The sequence below is a fragment of the Aeromonas sp. TW 6 genome (genome assembly GCF_013168745.1).
GTDB classification, from domain to species: domain Bacteria; phylum Pseudomonadota; class Gammaproteobacteria; order Enterobacterales; family Aeromonadaceae; genus Aeromonas; species Aeromonas caviae.
The window spans coordinates 75,620-91,198 of record NZ_JABERS010000001.1 but is presented as its reverse complement, the minus strand read 5'-3'; the positions used below and the strand labels follow the sequence as shown (position 1 = coordinate 91,198).

The 15,579-nt window shown below is 61.0% G+C and carries 10 protein-coding genes; 8 read left to right on the top strand and 2 right to left on the bottom strand.

Annotated elements, in window-relative coordinates:
* Positions 1-26: 26 nt before the first annotated feature.
* The gene (gene galE / locus HKD46_RS00420) at positions 27-1,040 is read right to left on the bottom strand and encodes a UDP-glucose 4-epimerase GalE (RefSeq protein WP_043153957.1); all 1,014 of its coding nucleotides are present in this window, start codon (positions 1,038-1,040) and stop codon (positions 27-29) included.
* Positions 1,041-1,256: 216 nt separating this feature from the next.
* On the opposite strand from galE, the gene HKD46_RS00415 reads away from it, so the two are divergent.
* The 6 genes from HKD46_RS00415 to HKD46_RS00390 all read left to right on the top strand — a co-directional run bounded on the left by HKD46_RS00415 (position 1,257) and on the right by HKD46_RS00390 (position 11,590).
* Positions 1,257-2,261, top strand: a complete 1,005-nt coding sequence (locus tag HKD46_RS00415) for a substrate-binding domain-containing protein (RefSeq protein ID WP_010676018.1) — start codon at positions 1,257-1,259, stop codon at positions 2,259-2,261.
* 657 nt (positions 2,262-2,918) lie between these two features.
* Positions 2,919-5,993, top strand: a complete 3,075-nt coding sequence (locus tag HKD46_RS00410; protein ID WP_043153955.1) for a beta-galactosidase — start codon at positions 2,919-2,921, stop codon at positions 5,991-5,993.
* A 219-nt stretch (positions 5,994-6,212) separates the two neighbouring features.
* Positions 6,213-7,199, top strand: coding sequence for a galactose/glucose ABC transporter substrate-binding protein MglB (gene mglB, locus HKD46_RS00405; protein WP_010676016.1), 987 nt, complete (start codon positions 6,213-6,215; stop codon positions 7,197-7,199).
* Between the two features lie 53 nt (positions 7,200-7,252).
* Positions 7,253-8,773, top strand: a complete 1,521-nt coding sequence (gene mglA, locus HKD46_RS00400) for a galactose/methyl galactoside ABC transporter ATP-binding protein MglA (RefSeq protein WP_043153953.1) — start codon at positions 7,253-7,255, stop codon at positions 8,771-8,773.
* A gap of 15 nt (positions 8,774-8,788) precedes the next feature.
* Entirely contained in the window at positions 8,789-9,799 is a 1,011-nt protein-coding gene (gene mglC / locus HKD46_RS00395) for a galactose/methyl galactoside ABC transporter permease MglC (protein WP_010676014.1), read from the top strand.
* 57 nt (positions 9,800-9,856) lie between these two features.
* Positions 9,857-11,590, top strand: a complete 1,734-nt coding sequence (locus HKD46_RS00390; protein WP_039039635.1) for a methyl-accepting chemotaxis protein — start codon at positions 9,857-9,859, stop codon at positions 11,588-11,590.
* Positions 11,591-12,372: 782 nt separating this feature from the next.
* Here the strand turns inward: HKD46_RS00390 and HKD46_RS00385 are convergent.
* Entirely contained in the window at positions 12,373-12,549 is a 177-nt protein-coding gene (locus tag HKD46_RS00385; RefSeq protein WP_152551730.1) for a hypothetical protein, read from the bottom strand.
* A gap of 746 nt (positions 12,550-13,295) precedes the next feature.
* On the opposite strand from HKD46_RS00385, the gene arcA reads away from it, so the two are divergent.
* Together arcA and arcC are read left to right on the top strand one after the other, a co-directional pair.
* The gene (arcA, locus tag HKD46_RS00380; protein WP_042078763.1) at positions 13,296-14,516 is read left to right on the top strand and encodes an arginine deiminase; all 1,221 of its coding nucleotides are present in this window, start codon (positions 13,296-13,298) and stop codon (positions 14,514-14,516) included.
* Between the two features lie 61 nt (positions 14,517-14,577).
* Positions 14,578-15,504 carry a carbamate kinase gene (arcC, locus tag HKD46_RS00375; protein ID WP_171864733.1) on the top strand — a complete coding sequence of 309 codons (927 nt, stop codon included), beginning with the start codon at positions 14,578-14,580 and terminating at the stop codon, positions 15,502-15,504.
* The last annotated feature ends 75 nt before the right edge of the window (positions 15,505-15,579 follow it).

Here is a 15,579-nt window from a genome sequence, read left to right as displayed (position 1 = left end):
ATACATCCGAAGGCGCAGGCCAGGGCCTACGCCTCGTAACCATTGGGGTTGGCGGACTGCCAGCGCCAGCTGTCGGCGCACATGGCGGCGAGATCCCGGCTGGCGTGCCAGTCCAGTTCCCGAGCGGCCTTGGCGGGATCGGCCCAGCACTCGGCGATGTCGCCGGGGCGCCGTGGCTCGATCCGGTAAGGAAGGGGCCGACCGCAGGCGGCCTCGAACGCCGCGACCATCTGCAACACGCTCTGGCCCTGGCCCGTGCCCAGGTTGTAGGCGTGGACACCGCCCCGTCCGGCACAGTGTTCCAGAGCCTTGACGTGTCCTTCGGCGAGATCCATCACGTGGATGTAGTCGCGCACCCCGGTGCCGTCGATGGTTGGGTAATCGTTACCAAAGACCGAGAGGCAGTCGCGCCGGCCGATGGCGACCTGGGTCAAAAACGGCATCAGATTGTTGGGGATGCCCTGGGGATCCTCTCCCAGGGTGCCGGACTCGTGGGCGCCGACGGGGTTGAAATAGCGCAGCAGGGTCATGCTCCAGTGGGGCTCGGCCCGCTGCAGATCCTCGAGGATCTCCTCGATGATCAGCTTGGATCGGCCGTAGGGGTTGGTGGCGCTGCGGGGAAAATCTTCCCGGATCGGGGTGCTGGCGGGATCGCCGTAGACGGTGGCCGACGAGCTGAACACCAGATTGCGTACCCCGGCCCGTTTCATCGCCTGCAGCAATACCAGGGTGCCGCTCAGGTTGTTCTCGTAGTAGTCCAGCGGGATGCGGGTCGACTCGCCGACCGCCTTGAGGGCGGCGAAGTGGATCACGGCGTCGATGTGCTGCTCGCTGAAGATGCGATCCAGCAGGGCCGGGTCACGGATGTCCCCCACGTAGAAGCGGGGCTCGCGCCCGCTGATGGCGGCGACACGGGTCAGGACGCTCGCCTTGCTGTTGCAGAGGTTGTCTACCACCACGGGCTCCATGCCTGCGGCCTGCAAGGCCAGACAGGTGTGGCTGCCGATGTAGCCGCAACCGCCGGTGACCAGTACTTTCATCCGTTGTTCCACCCTCAACTCCTCGCATCAGGAAAGCCTGAGCAGGAGTCTAGCCGAGGGGCTGACGGGCAAACTGTGAGCTGCTTAACAAATATGTGTAAACGATTACACTTGTTTTCATCGACCAATGTGGCAAGTTCTGATTTTTCCCCCTGTTATCAGTGACATTGAACGGTATAATGCGGCCAGTTGCAGCGTGAAATAAGTGAAAACAGCATGAGCACCATCAAGGATGTCGCCCGTTTGGCCAATGTGTCAGTGGCAACGGTTTCACGGGTGATGAACAACTCACCCAAGGCCAGTGCCGCCTCCCGCGAGGTGGTGCTGAAGGCCATGGCCGAGCTGGGCTATACCCCCAACGCCAACGCGCGGGCCCTGGTCAGCCAGACCTGTGACACCATGGGAGTGGTGGTGGGCGACGTGGCGGATCCTTTCTTCGGCGCCCTGGTCAAAGGGGTCGCGGCGGTGGCGGTGGAGCAGGGCTTGCACCTGTTGATGGGTAATGGTTTTCACCGCGCCCAGCAGGAGCGGGAGGCCATCGAGTTGCTCATCGGCAAACGCTGCGAGGCACTGGTGGTGCACAGCAAGGCGCTTGGCGACGAGGAGCTGGTCGACTACGCCCTGCGCGCCCCCGGCATGGTGCTGATCAACCGCGACATTCCGAGTCTGAGGGGGCGCTGCATCGCTCTCAACAACCGCCAGGGTGCGGCGACCGCCACCCGTCATCTGCTGGATCTCGGCCACCGCCATATCGCCTTCCTGAGCTCGGATCACGCCATCGAGGATGCGCTGTTGCGCCATCAGGGCTATCAGGATGCCCTGGCGGAGGCGGAGGTCTTCGCCGATCCCGAGCTGGTGGAGAGCGGCATGCCCAATGAAGAGGGGGGTGAGCGCGCCATGCTCAACCTGCTGGCCAAGGGGTTGCCCATCACGGCGGTGGTGGCCTACAACGACGCCATGGCGGCAGGGGCCATCTCTGTGCTGGCGGACAACGGCCTCAAGGTGCCGGAAGAGGTCTCGGTGGTGGGCTTCGATGACATCATCTACGCCAGATACCTGAGGCCCAAGCTCTCCACCATGCGCTATCCCATCGAGCTGATGGCGGCCCAGGCGGCCAAGCTGGCGCTGCAACTCGCCGCAGGGGAGAGCGAATCGGTGCAGAGCCGCATCTATACCCCCACCCTGATCAACCGCCATTCGGTCGCTCCCGTCAGGTCCTGATCGCAGCGCTTGCGCCCCGTCGGCGCAAGCGCTGCACCTGGCGAACCCGGGCTGCAGCATATAAAGCGCCCCCATAGCTCAGACTATGAGTAGCTCAGACGGATAGCTGAAAGCATGGCTAGCGCAGACCATAAAGGACTGTCTGAGGAGTGATAACCGTCCCCTCACACTCCCTGCCTGCTGAACTCGGCTGCTCTTCCCGCTCGTCTGCCACGAGCTCCTCTCCCCCGGCCTGCCGAGCCTCACTTCCGGCCAGATCCTGCCAGACACCCGCCATGGCTTTTCTCTGCGCCGGGCAGGGGCTCTCGTGGCCTCTGCACACTCCTTCGAGAGACCGGGCTGCGTGCCCAGAACCGGGTTGGGGCGCTCCAGCACCTGATGAGGCGAGGGGGGCGCGATGTAGTGTCTTTGCCATGGCTTGCTCCGCTGGCTCGGCCATTGCCTCCCGGTTTCACACTCCCGGGCATCTTTTGCCCTTCCGAAGGTCCGCTTTTTCCCCCATGGGGTCATTTACCCGGATTTATCCGATTTTTACTCCGTTTTACTTAACAAAATGAGTGTAATCGTTTACATCTGTGTGAGCGGGATCGCCGATCACCGGGCAAAACTCTCCTACACTGCAGTGGTTTTCAGCGTGAATGCAGGGAGAAGTGAAGCATGCTCAGGGAGATAGTGGCCCGTCAGGATTGGCAGACCCAGGGGATCACCGCCGTGAACCGGTTGCCAGCCCATACCCCCTTGTCCAGTTGGCGCAGTGAAGGGGAAGCCAGGATGGGGGGGTTGTCACCTTCCCGCCTGCTGCTGGACGGCGAGTGGCAGTTCTCCTGGTTCGAGGCCCCGGAGCGGGTGCCGGAGCAGTGGCTGGTGGAGGATCTGCCGGATGCCTGCCCCATCAAGGTGCCGGGCAACTGGCAACTGGCTGCGGCCTACCCGGGGGCGCGGCCCGTCACGGATGTGCCCATCTACACCAACATCAAATACCCCTTTCCCTGCGACCCGCCCCGGGTGCCTGCCGAGAACCCCACCGGTTGCTACTCCCGCGAGTTCACCGTTGCTGCGGACTGGCTGGCCGAGGGGCAGACCCGGATCATCTTCGACGGGGTGGACAGCGCGTTTCACCTCTTCTGCAACGGCCGCTGGGTCGGTTACTCCCAGGACAGCCGGCTGCCGGCGGAATTCGATCTGACCCCCTTCCTTCAGGCCGGGGCCAACCGCCTCGCCGTCCTGGTGCTGCGCTGGTCTGACGGCTCCTATCTGGAAGATCAGGACATGTGGCGCATGAGCGGCATCTTCCGCTCCGTCAGCCTGCTGCACAAACCGGTCCGTCATCTGATGGATATCCGGGTGACGCCCGAGCTCGACGCCTGCTACCGGGATGCCCTCCTCAAGGTTGAATTGCAGGCGGCCAACGGAGCCGGTCTGTCGGTGGAGGCCAACCTCTATGATGGCGACGAGCGGGTGGCGACCCTGCGCCAGCGGATCGGCACCCAGGCCATCGACGAGAAAGGGGTGTATGACGATCGCGCCGAGTTGTGGCTGACGGTAACGGCGCCACACAAGTGGAGCGCCGAGACTCCACACCTCTATCGCCTGACCCTGACCCTGCTGGACGAGCAGGGAAGCACTCTCGAGAGCGAGGCCCATGACGTGGGCTTTCGGGCGGTGGAGATCCGTGGCGGCCTGCTGCGGGTCAACGGCCAACCCCTGCTGATTCGTGGTGCCAATCGCCATGAACACCATCCCGCCACGGGTCACGTGGTGACCCCGGCCGACATGGAGCAGGATCTGCTACTGATGAAGCGGCACAACTTCAACGCGGTGCGCTGCTCCCACTATCCCAATCACCCCGAGCTCTATCGCCTGTGCGACCGGCTCGGCCTCTATGTGGTGGACGAGGCGAACCTGGAGACCCACGGCATGACCCCCATGGGGCGGCTGGCGCGGGATCCCGCCTGGAGCAACGCCTTCCTGGAGCGGGTTACCCGCATGGTGGCCCGGGACTTCAACCACCCCAGCATCATCATCTGGTCTCTGGGGAACGAATCCGGTTATGGCCCGGCCCACGACGCCATGTATCGCTGGGTGAAGGGGGCGGACCCCAGCCGCCCGGTGCAGTACGAAGGGGGCGGGGCCGACACCCCGGCCACCGACATCATCTGCCCCATGTATGCCCGTACCCATCAGGATCAACCCTTCCCGGCGGTGCCCAAGTGGGCACTGGCCAAGTGGATCGGCCTGCCGGAAGAGACCCGGCCGCTGATCCTGTGCGAATACGCCCACGCCATGGGCAACAGCCTGGGGGGCTATGCCCATTACTGGCAGGCATTTCGCGATCATCCGCGGCTGCAGGGTGGGTTTGTCTGGGATTGGGTCGATCAGGGGCTGGACAAGCAGACCGACGATGGCCGCCATTTCTGGGCCTATGGTGGCGATTTCGGCGACACTCCCAACGATCGCCAGTTCTGCTGCAACGGCCTGCTGTTCCCCGATCGCACCCCCCATCCCTCCCTGTTTGAAGCCCGGCGTGCCCAGCAGCCCTTCGTTCTGACCCTGCAGGGTCGCCAGCCGCTGACGGTGGAGATCCGCAGCGAATACCTGTTCCGCGAGACGGACAACGAACGCCTGCAGTGGCGTCTGTGTGAAGACGGCGTGGTGGTGAGCCAGGGTGAATGCCCGCTCGAGCTGGCCCCCCGGGGGAGCGTGACGCTGACCCTGCTGGAGCAACTGCCGGCCTTTGCGCCGGGGGCGCTCGCCTGGCTGGATCTCGCCATCGTGCAGCCCACCGCCACGGCCTGGGCCGGAGCGGGTCACGAGGTGGCTCGCCAGCAATGCCTGTTGCCCGCGCCCCTGGCGCTGCCATCGGCCTGCCCGGCGGTCAGCCTGACCGAGCAGCGCGATCACTGGGTGCTTGGCGCCGCAGATTCCCTGTGGCAGCTCGACAAGGCCAGTGGTCGCATCGTCAGCTGGCAGAAACAGGGCCGCGAACGGCTGCGCGACGCCATCGCCGATCACTTCTATCGGGCGCCGCTCGACAACGATATCGGCACCAGCGAGGCGGATCACGCCGATCCCAACGCCTGGATTGCCCGCTGGCAGGAGGCCGGACTCAATGATCTGCAGCACCGCTGTCTCGGCCTGGAGCCGAGTCCGGAGCTGGGTCTCATCACGGCGCACCACGGCTACTTCGTGGGTGACGAACCGAAGATCCTGACCCGCTGGCATCACAGGGTGGACGGGGAGGGCGCCATGCACCTCGCCATCGAGGTGGAGATGGCCGCCGACATGCCCTCCCTGCCGCGCATCGGTGCCCGGCTCTGGCTGGCCGATGAACCGGCCGAAGGTGCCCCGGTGAGCTGGCTGGGGCTTGGCCCCCACGAGAATTACCCGGATCGCCGGCTCGCCGCCGATCTCGGTCGCTGGCAATTGCCCATCGAGGCGTTGCACACCCCTTATGTCTTCCCGACCGACAACGGGCTGCGCTGCGATACCCGCGCACTGCAACTGGGGGATCTGGTGGTGGAGGGGCGCTTCCACTTCAGTGTCAGCCGCTACAGTCAGCAGCAGCTGACCGAAGCCCGTCACCAGACCGATCTGGTGGCTCTGGGGGGCACGCACCTGTGCCTCGATGGCTTCCACATGGGGGTGGGAGGCGACGACTCCTGGAGCCAGAGCGTGCGGCCCGAGTTCTGGCTGTTGCCGGGTCGTTATCAGTGGCACTGCCGTCTGCGCTAGCCGGACCCGCCGTCGCGAGATGGCGAGACCCAAAGGCAGTTTCTCACGTAACTATTTAATTTTTAACAATATTACGGCTATGTAACAGAGTGTAAACGTTTTCATTTTGTTGCCAGGATCACAGACCGCCTCACAACAAACTGATTACATTAGGCTGGCGCCAGCTCAAACGGTGTACAGCATTCCCTACAAAAAACAGATAGAGATCGGAGCATAACAATGAAAAAACTCACGACAGTTGCCACCTTGCTGATGGGACTGATGGCGGGAGCCCAAGCCCAGGCCGATACCCGTATCGGGGTCACCGTCTACAAGTACGACGACAACTTCATGGCCGTGGTGCGCAAGGCCATCGAGAAAGAAGCGGCGGCCACCCCGGGTGTGGAACTGCTGATGAACGACTCCCAGAACGACCAGTCCAAGCAGAACGACCAGATCGATGTACTGCTGGCCAAGGGCGTGAAGGCCCTGGCCATCAACCTGGTTGACCCGGCGGCGGCCCCTGTCGTGATTGAGAAAGCCCGTGCGGACGAGATCCCCGTGGTCTTCTACAACAAGGAACCGAGCGCGGCCGACCTGGCCAGCTATGACAAGGCCTACTACGTGGGCACCGACTCCAAGGAGTCCGGCATCATCCAGGGCCAGCTGATCGCCAAGCACTGGAAAGCGCACCCCGAGTGGGATCTGAACAAGGATGGCGTCATCCAGTTCGTGCTGCTCAAGGGTGAGCCTGGCCACCCGGATGCGGAAGCACGCACCACCTACGTCGTCAAGACCCTGAACGATGGCGGCATCAAGACCGAGCAACTGCACATGGATACCGGTATGTGGGATACCGCCATGGCCAAGGACAAGATGGACGCCTGGATCTCCGGTCCGAACGCCAACAAGATCGAAGTAGTCATCGCGAACAACGACGGCATGGCGATGGGCGCTGTGGAATCCCTGAAGGCCCAGGGCAAGACCGCCATCCCGGTGTTCGGTGTTGACGCCCTGCCGGAAGCCCTGGCCATGGTCAAGAGCGGTGCCATGGCTGGTACCGTGCTGAACGATGCGGCCAACCAGGCCAAGGCCACCTTCGAGCTGACCAAGAACCTGGCCGAAGGCAAGCCGGCCGGTGAAGGCACCAACTGGAAGATCGACAACAAGGTCGTCCGCGTTGCCTACGTGGGCGTAGACAAAGACAACCTGTCCCAATTCGAGTAATTCCTCCCCTCAGGGCAAGGGAGATCCCCTTGCCCTCTTTTCAACCAGATGTGATGGCTGATATGACAACACGGCAACAATCAGAATGGCTGTTGGAGATGATTGACGTCAGTAAGAGCTTTCCTGGCGTCAAGGCACTCGATAATGTCAATTTACGGGTCCGTCCTCATTCTGTGCATGCGTTGATGGGCGAGAATGGCGCAGGGAAGTCCACGCTGCTCAAGTGCCTGTTCGGCATCTACGAGAAGGATCAGGGCAAGATCTTCTTCAAGGGACAGGAGATCAACTTCACCTCGTCCAAAGAGGCGCTGGAGAATGGCGTTTCCATGGTGCACCAGGAGCTGAACCTGGTACTGCAACGCACCGTGATGGACAACATGTGGCTCGGCCGCTATCCCACCAAGGGACTGTTTGTCGACCACGGCAAGATGTATCAGGACACCAAGCATATCTTCGAGGAGCTGGACATCGACATCGACCCCAGGGTCAAGGTCGGCACCCTGTCGGTTTCCCAGATGCAGATGATCGAGATTGCCAAGGCATTCTCCTATGACGCCAAGATCGTCATCATGGACGAACCCACCTCCTCCCTGACCGAGAAAGAGGTCAACCACCTCTTCAAGATCATCAACAAGCTCAAGGAGAAGGGGTGCGGCATCGTCTACATCTCCCACAAGATGGAAGAGATCTTCCAGCTCTGTGACGAGATCACCATATTGCGGGATGGCCAGTGGGTGGCGACCCAGCCCCTCCAGGGCATGACCATGGATCAGATCATCGGCATGATGGTCGGCCGCGAGCTCACCCAGCGCTTCCCGGAAAAAACCAACCAGCCCAAAGAGGTGATCCTCGAGGTCGAGCACCTGACGGCCAAGAACCAGCCTTCCATCAAGGACGTGACCTTCAACCTGCACAAGGGGGAGATCCTCGGCATCGCCGGTCTGGTGGGGGCCAAGCGCACCGACATCGTGGAGACCCTGTTCGGCATCCGCGATCGCAGCGAAGGGACCATCAAGCTGCACGGCAAAGAGGTGGCGAACCACAACGCCCACGAGGCGATCCAGAACGGCTTCGCCCTGGTGACCGAGGAGCGCCGCTCCACCGGGATCTATTCACGCCTCGACATCGCCTTCAACTCCCTGATCGCCAACATGGACAACTACAAGGGATCCATGGGGCTGCTCAGCGACAACAAGATGAAGAGCGATACCCAGTGGGTCATCGACTCCATGCGGGTCAAGACACCGACCCAGCAGACCCAGATCGGCTCCCTCTCCGGTGGCAACCAGCAGAAGGTGATCATCGGTCGCTGGCTGCTGACCCAGCCCGAGATCCTGATGCTGGATGAACCGACCCGGGGTATCGACGTCGGCGCCAAGTTCGAGATCTACCAGCTCATCCTGGAGCTGGCGAAGAAGGACAAGGGCATCGTCATCATCTCCTCCGAAATGCCGGAACTGCTCGGCATCACGGACCGCATCATGGTCATGAGCAATGGCCGGGTCGCGGGGATCGTCAACACCAAAGAAACTGACCAGAGCGAGATCCTGCGCCTGGCATCTCTGTACCTATAAAGACAGGAAGACATTATGGAGTCGGCTAAAAATTTCAATCTGATGCAGGCGCTCAAAGAGAACGGCATCTATGTGGTGTTGCTGGTGTTGCTCATGATCATCGTGATCAAGGAGCCTTCCTTCCTCAGCCTCACCAACCTCAGCAACATCCTGACCCAGTCCTCGGTACGGGTCATCATTGCCCTCGGGGTGGCGGGCATCATCATCACCCAGGGTACTGACCTGTCGGCCGGTCGCCAGGTCGGCCTGGCGGCGCTGATCGCGGCCACCATGCTGCAGGCCCTGACCAACGTCAACAAGGTCTTCCCCACCCTGGGGGAGGTGCCCATTCCGGCGGTGATCCTGCTGGTGTGCGTGGTGGGGGCCCTGATTGGTCTGGTCAACGGCCTGATCGTCGCCTACCTGAACGTGACGCCCTTCATCACCACCCTGGGCACCATGATCATCGTCTACGGCATCAACTCCCTCTATTTCGACTCCGTGGGGGCTTCTCCGGTGGCCGGGTTTGATCCTCGCTTCTCCAACTTTGCGCAGGGCTTCATCCGGATTGGCGGGTTCAAGCTCTCGTACCTGACCTTCTATGCGGCCATCGCCAGCGTCTTCGTCTGGGTGCTGTGGAACAAGACCCGCTTTGGCAAGAACATCTTCGCCATCGGTGGCAACCCGGAAGCGGCCAAGGTGTCCGGTGTCAACGTCGCCGTCAACCTGGTGGTCATCTATGCCCTGGCCGGTGTCTTCTACGCCTTCGGCGGCATGCTGGAAGCGGGGCGGATCGGCAGTGCCACCAACAACCTCGGCTTCATGTATGAGCTGGATGCCATCGCGGCCTGCGTGGTGGGGGGCGTTTCGTTTGCCGGCGGTGTGGGAACTGTCGCGGGTGTGATCACCGGCGTACTTATCTTCACGCTGATCAACTATGGTTTGACCTACATCGGTGTCAGCCCTTACTGGCAGTTCATCATCAAGGGCGGCATCATCATCCTGGCGGTAGCCCTGGACTCCATGAAGTACGCCAAGAAGAAGTAAGCATTGGCAGGGAGGGCCGGGTCATCCCGGCCCTTTCTCTTTGGAGGGACCCATACCATGGCATTCAAAGTCAAAATCAACGTGCTGTTGCTGCTCGCCATTCTGGTCACCATCGGTACCGCCTGGTTCAGCGTCAACCATTTCATCAGCGGCTACATCCGCACCCAGGCTACCCAGAACATCAACGAGCAGATCACCCTGGTCAGGGAGAAGCTAGCGGGTGACATCAACCAGAAGGTGCTGCTGGCCGCCAACCTCAACCTCGGGGTGACCAGCGTCAAGAAGGCGCTGCAGGAGACCGGCTTTCACAACATCGTCAAGCTCATTGGCGACATGGCATTCGACGCGAACGGGGTCATCGACGACAAGGCCAGGGTTGACGCACTGCGCAAGCTGATCCCCGCCGCCAACAACCAGATCACCGTCAGCCCGCTGGAGCAGCTGGACGGCAAACCCGTCATCTCCATCCTGGTGCCGCGCGGTGCCGACTCCGCCTACCTCTACTACCTCGACATGAGCGAGTTCAAGACGCTGCTGACCAAGGTAAGCGGGGAAGGGCGTTACTTCTCCCTCACCGACAGCCAGGGACAGGTGCTCTACAGCAGCAAGCCCCAGGGAGAGAGCGAGAGCCGCCCCAACAAGCTGGATATTCGCGGCAGCGAGTGGACCCTGACCGGTTATGTGGATCTCGACTATATCCGGGCCATGACCCAGGCGCTCAACGGCAAGATCACCCTGGCCCTGCTCGGGGTGGCGGCGCTGGTACTGGCCCTCTCCATGGTGGCCCTCAACCTGGCCTATAGACCCATCCTCTCCTTGCGCGACCTGGTGCAGGAGCTCTCCCAGGGCAATGGGGATCTGACCCGCCGGCTCACGGTGACCAGCAAGGATGATCTCGGCCAGATCTCGGCGGGCATCAACCGTTTCATCGAGCAGTTGCAGGGCATGATGGGGGAGGTGAGACAAGCGAGCGGCCAGCTCAATGAAGGGATATCGGCATTGGCGAGGCAGACGGGGTCGGCCCAGGGCCTGCTGGCGGAGCATGTGCGGGAGACCGAACAGGTGGTCACCGCCATCAACGAGATGAGCCGTACTGCCGTCTCGGTATCGGAGAGCGCGGCCAATACTGCCCAGCTGACCGGCCAGAGCCAGCAACTGGCCAACCAGTCGCGTCAGGTGGTGGATCAGGCCATGGCCAGCGTCACTGCGCTGGTGACGGAGGTGGAGGCCACGGCACACTCCATCGAAGCCATGCAGCAGGATGTGCAGCAGATAGGCTCGATTCTCGGGGTCATCGGTGGCATCGCAGAGCAGACCAACTTGCTGGCCCTCAACGCTGCCATCGAGGCAGCCCGGGCTGGTGAGCAGGGGCGGGGGTTTGCGGTGGTGGCGGACGAAGTGCGCTCTCTGGCGGGACGCACCCAGAAGAGCACTGCCGAGATCCAGACCATGCTGACCCGGCTGCAACGGGGTACCCAGACCGTGGTGGCCGCCATGGGCAACACCCGACAGAGCTGCCAGGATGCGGCGGAAAACACCAGCAAGGTGAATGCGTCACTGGATCTGATGGCGGGAGAAGTGGTGGAGATCAACGATCTCATCAGCCATATCGCCACGGCCGCGGAGGAGCAAAGTGCCGTCGCCGAGGAGATCAATCGCAACATGAGTGCCATCGCCGAGGTGATCACCCAGCTCAAGGGGAATGGCGAGCGCACCGTGGACAGCTCGAATGCCATGCAGCGCACCTATGACAGGCTGCGGGAGATAGTGGGGCACTTCCGGCTGGAATAGCGCCGGCTGGGCGAGTCCCGGGTACCCTGGCCAGCAATGCCGTGGCCGGGGTGACCCCTCAGCGGGCAGACGTGAAAAATACCCAAAAAAGATGGGGGCGACTTGCGTCGCCCCCGATAGTCTTATCGCTCATATCCTTGAACGAAGTTGCTCCCTGCAATCCCTGACTATACCTCTTCCTTTAGGTTTCCCCTTCCCAATCCTTTGGGGTGTCCTTTAGCCATCATGGCCTGACGAGTCATCCTTTCCCGTCGCACTTTCTCCGTCCTGGGAGGTGTCCTTTACCACATCCTGTGGTGAGTCCATTTGCCCAACCCTGGCAGCCAGTCTTCCTGACCGACTTCATTGCGTCCGTGCAGGAGTAACTATAAGGATTTCACGCAGGGCGACAACGGCATGTTGAAAAACGTTTTTTCTCAACTCGTTTCTCGCGAAATGATATAGACATTATTTTGTTATTAATCATTGTGTTGTCAGTGTTGCTTGTGGTTTTTTCACGCTTATCTTCCGACTATGGCGAGAATTTTTATGGCGTTTTACTCACTCATGTAATGGCGAATGTCTCACAGGCCGTTTACCTGGGGTTCAGAAAAGTCGGCGCTACCGGTGTCGATCGCAGATGGGCGCATGCGGGAGCCGACATCCAGGGGCGTGGTGTCGGCCCAATGGCAATCCCGGGGGAGTGAAGCGACGGGTCTGGATGGGGGCGAGGGCGAACGAGGGAATGGCATCACCCAAGAGGAGTGCATCCCCCCTTGGGTGAGAGGACGTGGGTGGGAGGATCAGTGGTGCTGGCTGCCGCCATACCATTGGCAAAGGTAGGCGGGCACCAGCATCTGGGGTGCCTGGTCGACATGGCATACCACCAGCGGCATGGCGGGGGCGCCCTGGGCGTGGACCAGGGCCGGGGCCATGGGCAGGACCAGGGCGACGAGCAGAAACAGCGACTTGATCTTCATGGTTATCTCCTTGATGACAGAAAAGCGTGTGATCCCGATCACTTTCTGAGTTAAGGCGAACCACGGGTTGGTGCAAGGCGCTGCAATAAATTCAACTAATGAAAAAACTTTGAATCCAGGCTGCAATGGCGCTGATGAGAAAACTCCCGCCGGGATGCGTCCAAAATGCATATCCATATAAAAGACATGGCGTGAAAGCCGTGGGCGCGAAGCCTGCCGTGCGACTTGGCGCAAATGCCATGATCTGGAACAAAAGATGGATTATTCAACCGGAATGGCGAAAGTGACTATTTATGTGGTGAACTCAAGGGGAGTGAATGACGATAAATTCATGGAGAGATATAAAAAATTCAAAAACTGAAGTGGATTATTTTATCTTTTTGATTTTCAAGTGATTTTAAAATAAAAGCTATCTCTTTATGGATAATCAAAATGAATGAAAACGCTATCTTACCGGGATTTTACGGGCGTTTTTTGCTTGTTTATGCCATGGCGACCCTGGGGCAAATATCGTTTATGTACACTCCGTCATAAATTAACTCCGGAATTTATGCAGTCTGAGTTGAATGTGATCAATGTCTAAGTTTGATGTGACCTCCAGTCCTAATCTCTGCGTCGAAAGGCAAGGGCAGGATAGAACATAAGCCGAATACCCTACATAAAGAATATCCCGCCTTAGCCACGAGCCTGAATAGAAGGAATCTATTCAATCACTCGCAGGGACCACTGCTAGACGGAATATCATCATGAGCAAATTTTATGTAGGTTCTGAAGTTGGCCAGTTGCGCCGCGTCATGTTGCACCGCCCCAACCTCAGTCTGAAGCGTCTGACCCCCTCCAACTGCCAGGATCTGCTGTTCGATGACGTCCTGTCCGTGGAACGCGCCGGTCAGGAGCACGACAAATTCGCTCAGGTGCTGCGCGATCAGAATGTCGAAGTCTTCCTGCTGACCAACCTGCTGGCGGAAACCCTGGATGTACCGGAAGCCAAAACCTGGCTGCTGCAGCATCAGGTCTCCGACTATCGCCTCGGCACCGCGCTGGCCAACGACGTGCGCTGCTTCCTGGCCGACATGCCGCACCGCGAGCTGGCCCGCATCCTCTCCGGCGGCCTGACCTACTCCGAGATGCCCTACAGCGGCGTCAACATGGTGGTCGGCATGCACGCCCCGACCGATTTCATCATCGAGCCGCTGCCCAACCACCTCTTCACCCGCGACACTTCCTGCTGGGTCTACGGCGGCGTCTCCATCAACCCCATGGCCAAGGCCGCCCGTCGCCGCGAGACCAACCATGTGAAGGCCATCTACCGCTGGCACCCGCAGTTCGCCGGCCAGGACTTCATCAAGTACTTCGGTGACGAAGACCGCGACTACGACAACTCCACCATCGAGGGGGGCGACGTCCTGGTCATCGGCCGCGGCGCCGTGCTCATCGGCATGTCCGAGCGCACCACGCCGCAAGGGGTGGAACACCTGGCCCGCGGCCTGTTCAAACACGGTCAGGCCAAGCAGGTCATCGCCATGCAGTTGCCGAAACACCGCAGCTGCATGCACCTCGACACCGTCATGACCCACATGGACATAGACACCTTCTCCGTCTATCCGGAAGTCATCCGCAAGGACGTGAACTGCTGGAGCCTGACCCCGGGTGGCGCCACCGGGATGAACATCAAGGAAGAGGGTTACTTCGTGACCGCCATCGAGAAGGCGCTGGGGGTGGATCAGCTCAAGCTCATCACCACGGGCGGCGACAGCTTCGAGGCCGAGCGCGAGCAGTGGAACGACGCCAACAACGTGCTGACCGTGCGCCCCGGCGTGGTGGTGGGTTACGAGCGCAACACCTACACCAACGAGAAGTACGACAAGGCTGGCATCACTGTGCTGCCCATCCCGGGTGAAGAGCTGGGACGTGGTCGCGGCGGCGCCCGCTGCATGAGCTGCCCGATGGAACGTGACGGCATCTGACAAGACGGCGTGGCGCCGGCAGAGGCTGGCGCCACACTCACCAAGACTCGAGAGTAACACCATGAAAAAACCAACTGTCGTCGTCGCCCTGGGTGGCAATGCCCTGCTCCGTCGTGGCGAGCCGCTTGAAGCTGACATCCAGCGCAAGAACATCGCCACCGCCGCCAAGACCATCGCCCTGATCGCCCAGGAGTACAACGTGGTGCTAGTGCACGGCAACGGCCCGCAAGTCGGCCTGCTGGCCCTGCAGAACAGCGCCTACACCAAGGTCTCTCCCTATCCCCTGGATGTGCTGGGTGCCGAGTCCCAGGGCATGATCGGCTACATGCTGATCCAGGAGCTGAAGAACCTGATGCCGAGCCGCAACGTCACCGCGCTGCTGACCCAGGTCCAGGTCGACCCCGAGGATCCGGCGTTCGTCAACCCGACCAAGTTTATCGGCCCGGTTTATGAAGAAGTGGAGGCCCGCGCCCTAGCTGCAGAGAAGCACTGGTCGGTCAAGGCTGACGGCAAGTTCTTCCGCCGCGTGGTGCCGTCCCCGCTACCTCAGCGCATCGTCGAAGGCGACGCCATCGAAACCCTGATCGCCCAGGGCCACCTCATCATCTGTACCGGTGGTGGCGGCATCCCGGTGACCTGGGATGGCCAGAGCCTGACCGGCATCGAGGCCGTCATCGACAAGGACATGTCTGCCGCCTACCTGGCCAAGCAGATCAAGGCCGACGCCCTGCTGATCCTGACCGACGCCGATGCCGTCTACTTGGATTGGGGCAAGCCGACCCAGCGTCCGCTGCGGGTCACCAGCCCGGACGAGCTGGCCGGGGTCAAGTTCGATGCAGGCTCCATGGGGCCCAAGGTCGAGGCCTCCTGCGAATTCGTCAAGGCGACCGGCGGCATGGTCGGGATCGGTTCCCTGGAAGATGGTCTGGCCATCCTCAGGGGCGAAGCCGGCACCAATATCGTTGCCACTAATACCGTCAATGCCTGAGCCAATGCTCTGGCCTGAACAACTGCGTAGTTAACAACACTGCCCAAATTGGTCTGAACAAATATAGAGAGAACT

Excerpts from the sequence above, each read along its gene's own strand:
- HKD46_RS00385 (WP_152551730.1), bottom strand. The coding sequence starts at position 12,549 with ATGAAGATCAAGTCGCTGTTTCTGCTCGTCGCCCTGGTCCTGCCCATG.
- mglA (WP_043153953.1), top strand. The coding sequence starts at position 7,253 with ATGGCTGATATGACAACACGGCAACAATCAGAATGGCTGTTGGAGATG.
- HKD46_RS00390 (WP_039039635.1), top strand. The coding sequence starts at position 9,857 with ATGGCATTCAAAGTCAAAATCAACGTGCTGTTGCTGCTCGCCATTCTG.
- galE (WP_043153957.1), bottom strand. The coding sequence starts at position 1,040 with ATGAAAGTACTGGTCACCGGCGGTTGCGGCTACATCGGCAGCCACACC.
- arcC (WP_171864733.1), top strand. The coding sequence starts at position 14,578 with ATGAAAAAACCAACTGTCGTCGTCGCCCTGGGTGGCAATGCCCTGCTC.
- mglB (WP_010676016.1), top strand. The coding sequence starts at position 6,213 with ATGAAAAAACTCACGACAGTTGCCACCTTGCTGATGGGACTGATGGCG.
- arcA (WP_042078763.1), top strand. The coding sequence starts at position 13,296 with ATGAGCAAATTTTATGTAGGTTCTGAAGTTGGCCAGTTGCGCCGCGTC.
- mglC (WP_010676014.1), top strand. The coding sequence starts at position 8,789 with ATGGAGTCGGCTAAAAATTTCAATCTGATGCAGGCGCTCAAAGAGAAC.
- HKD46_RS00410 (WP_043153955.1), top strand. The coding sequence starts at position 2,919 with ATGCTCAGGGAGATAGTGGCCCGTCAGGATTGGCAGACCCAGGGGATC.
- HKD46_RS00415 (WP_010676018.1), top strand. The coding sequence starts at position 1,257 with ATGAGCACCATCAAGGATGTCGCCCGTTTGGCCAATGTGTCAGTGGCA.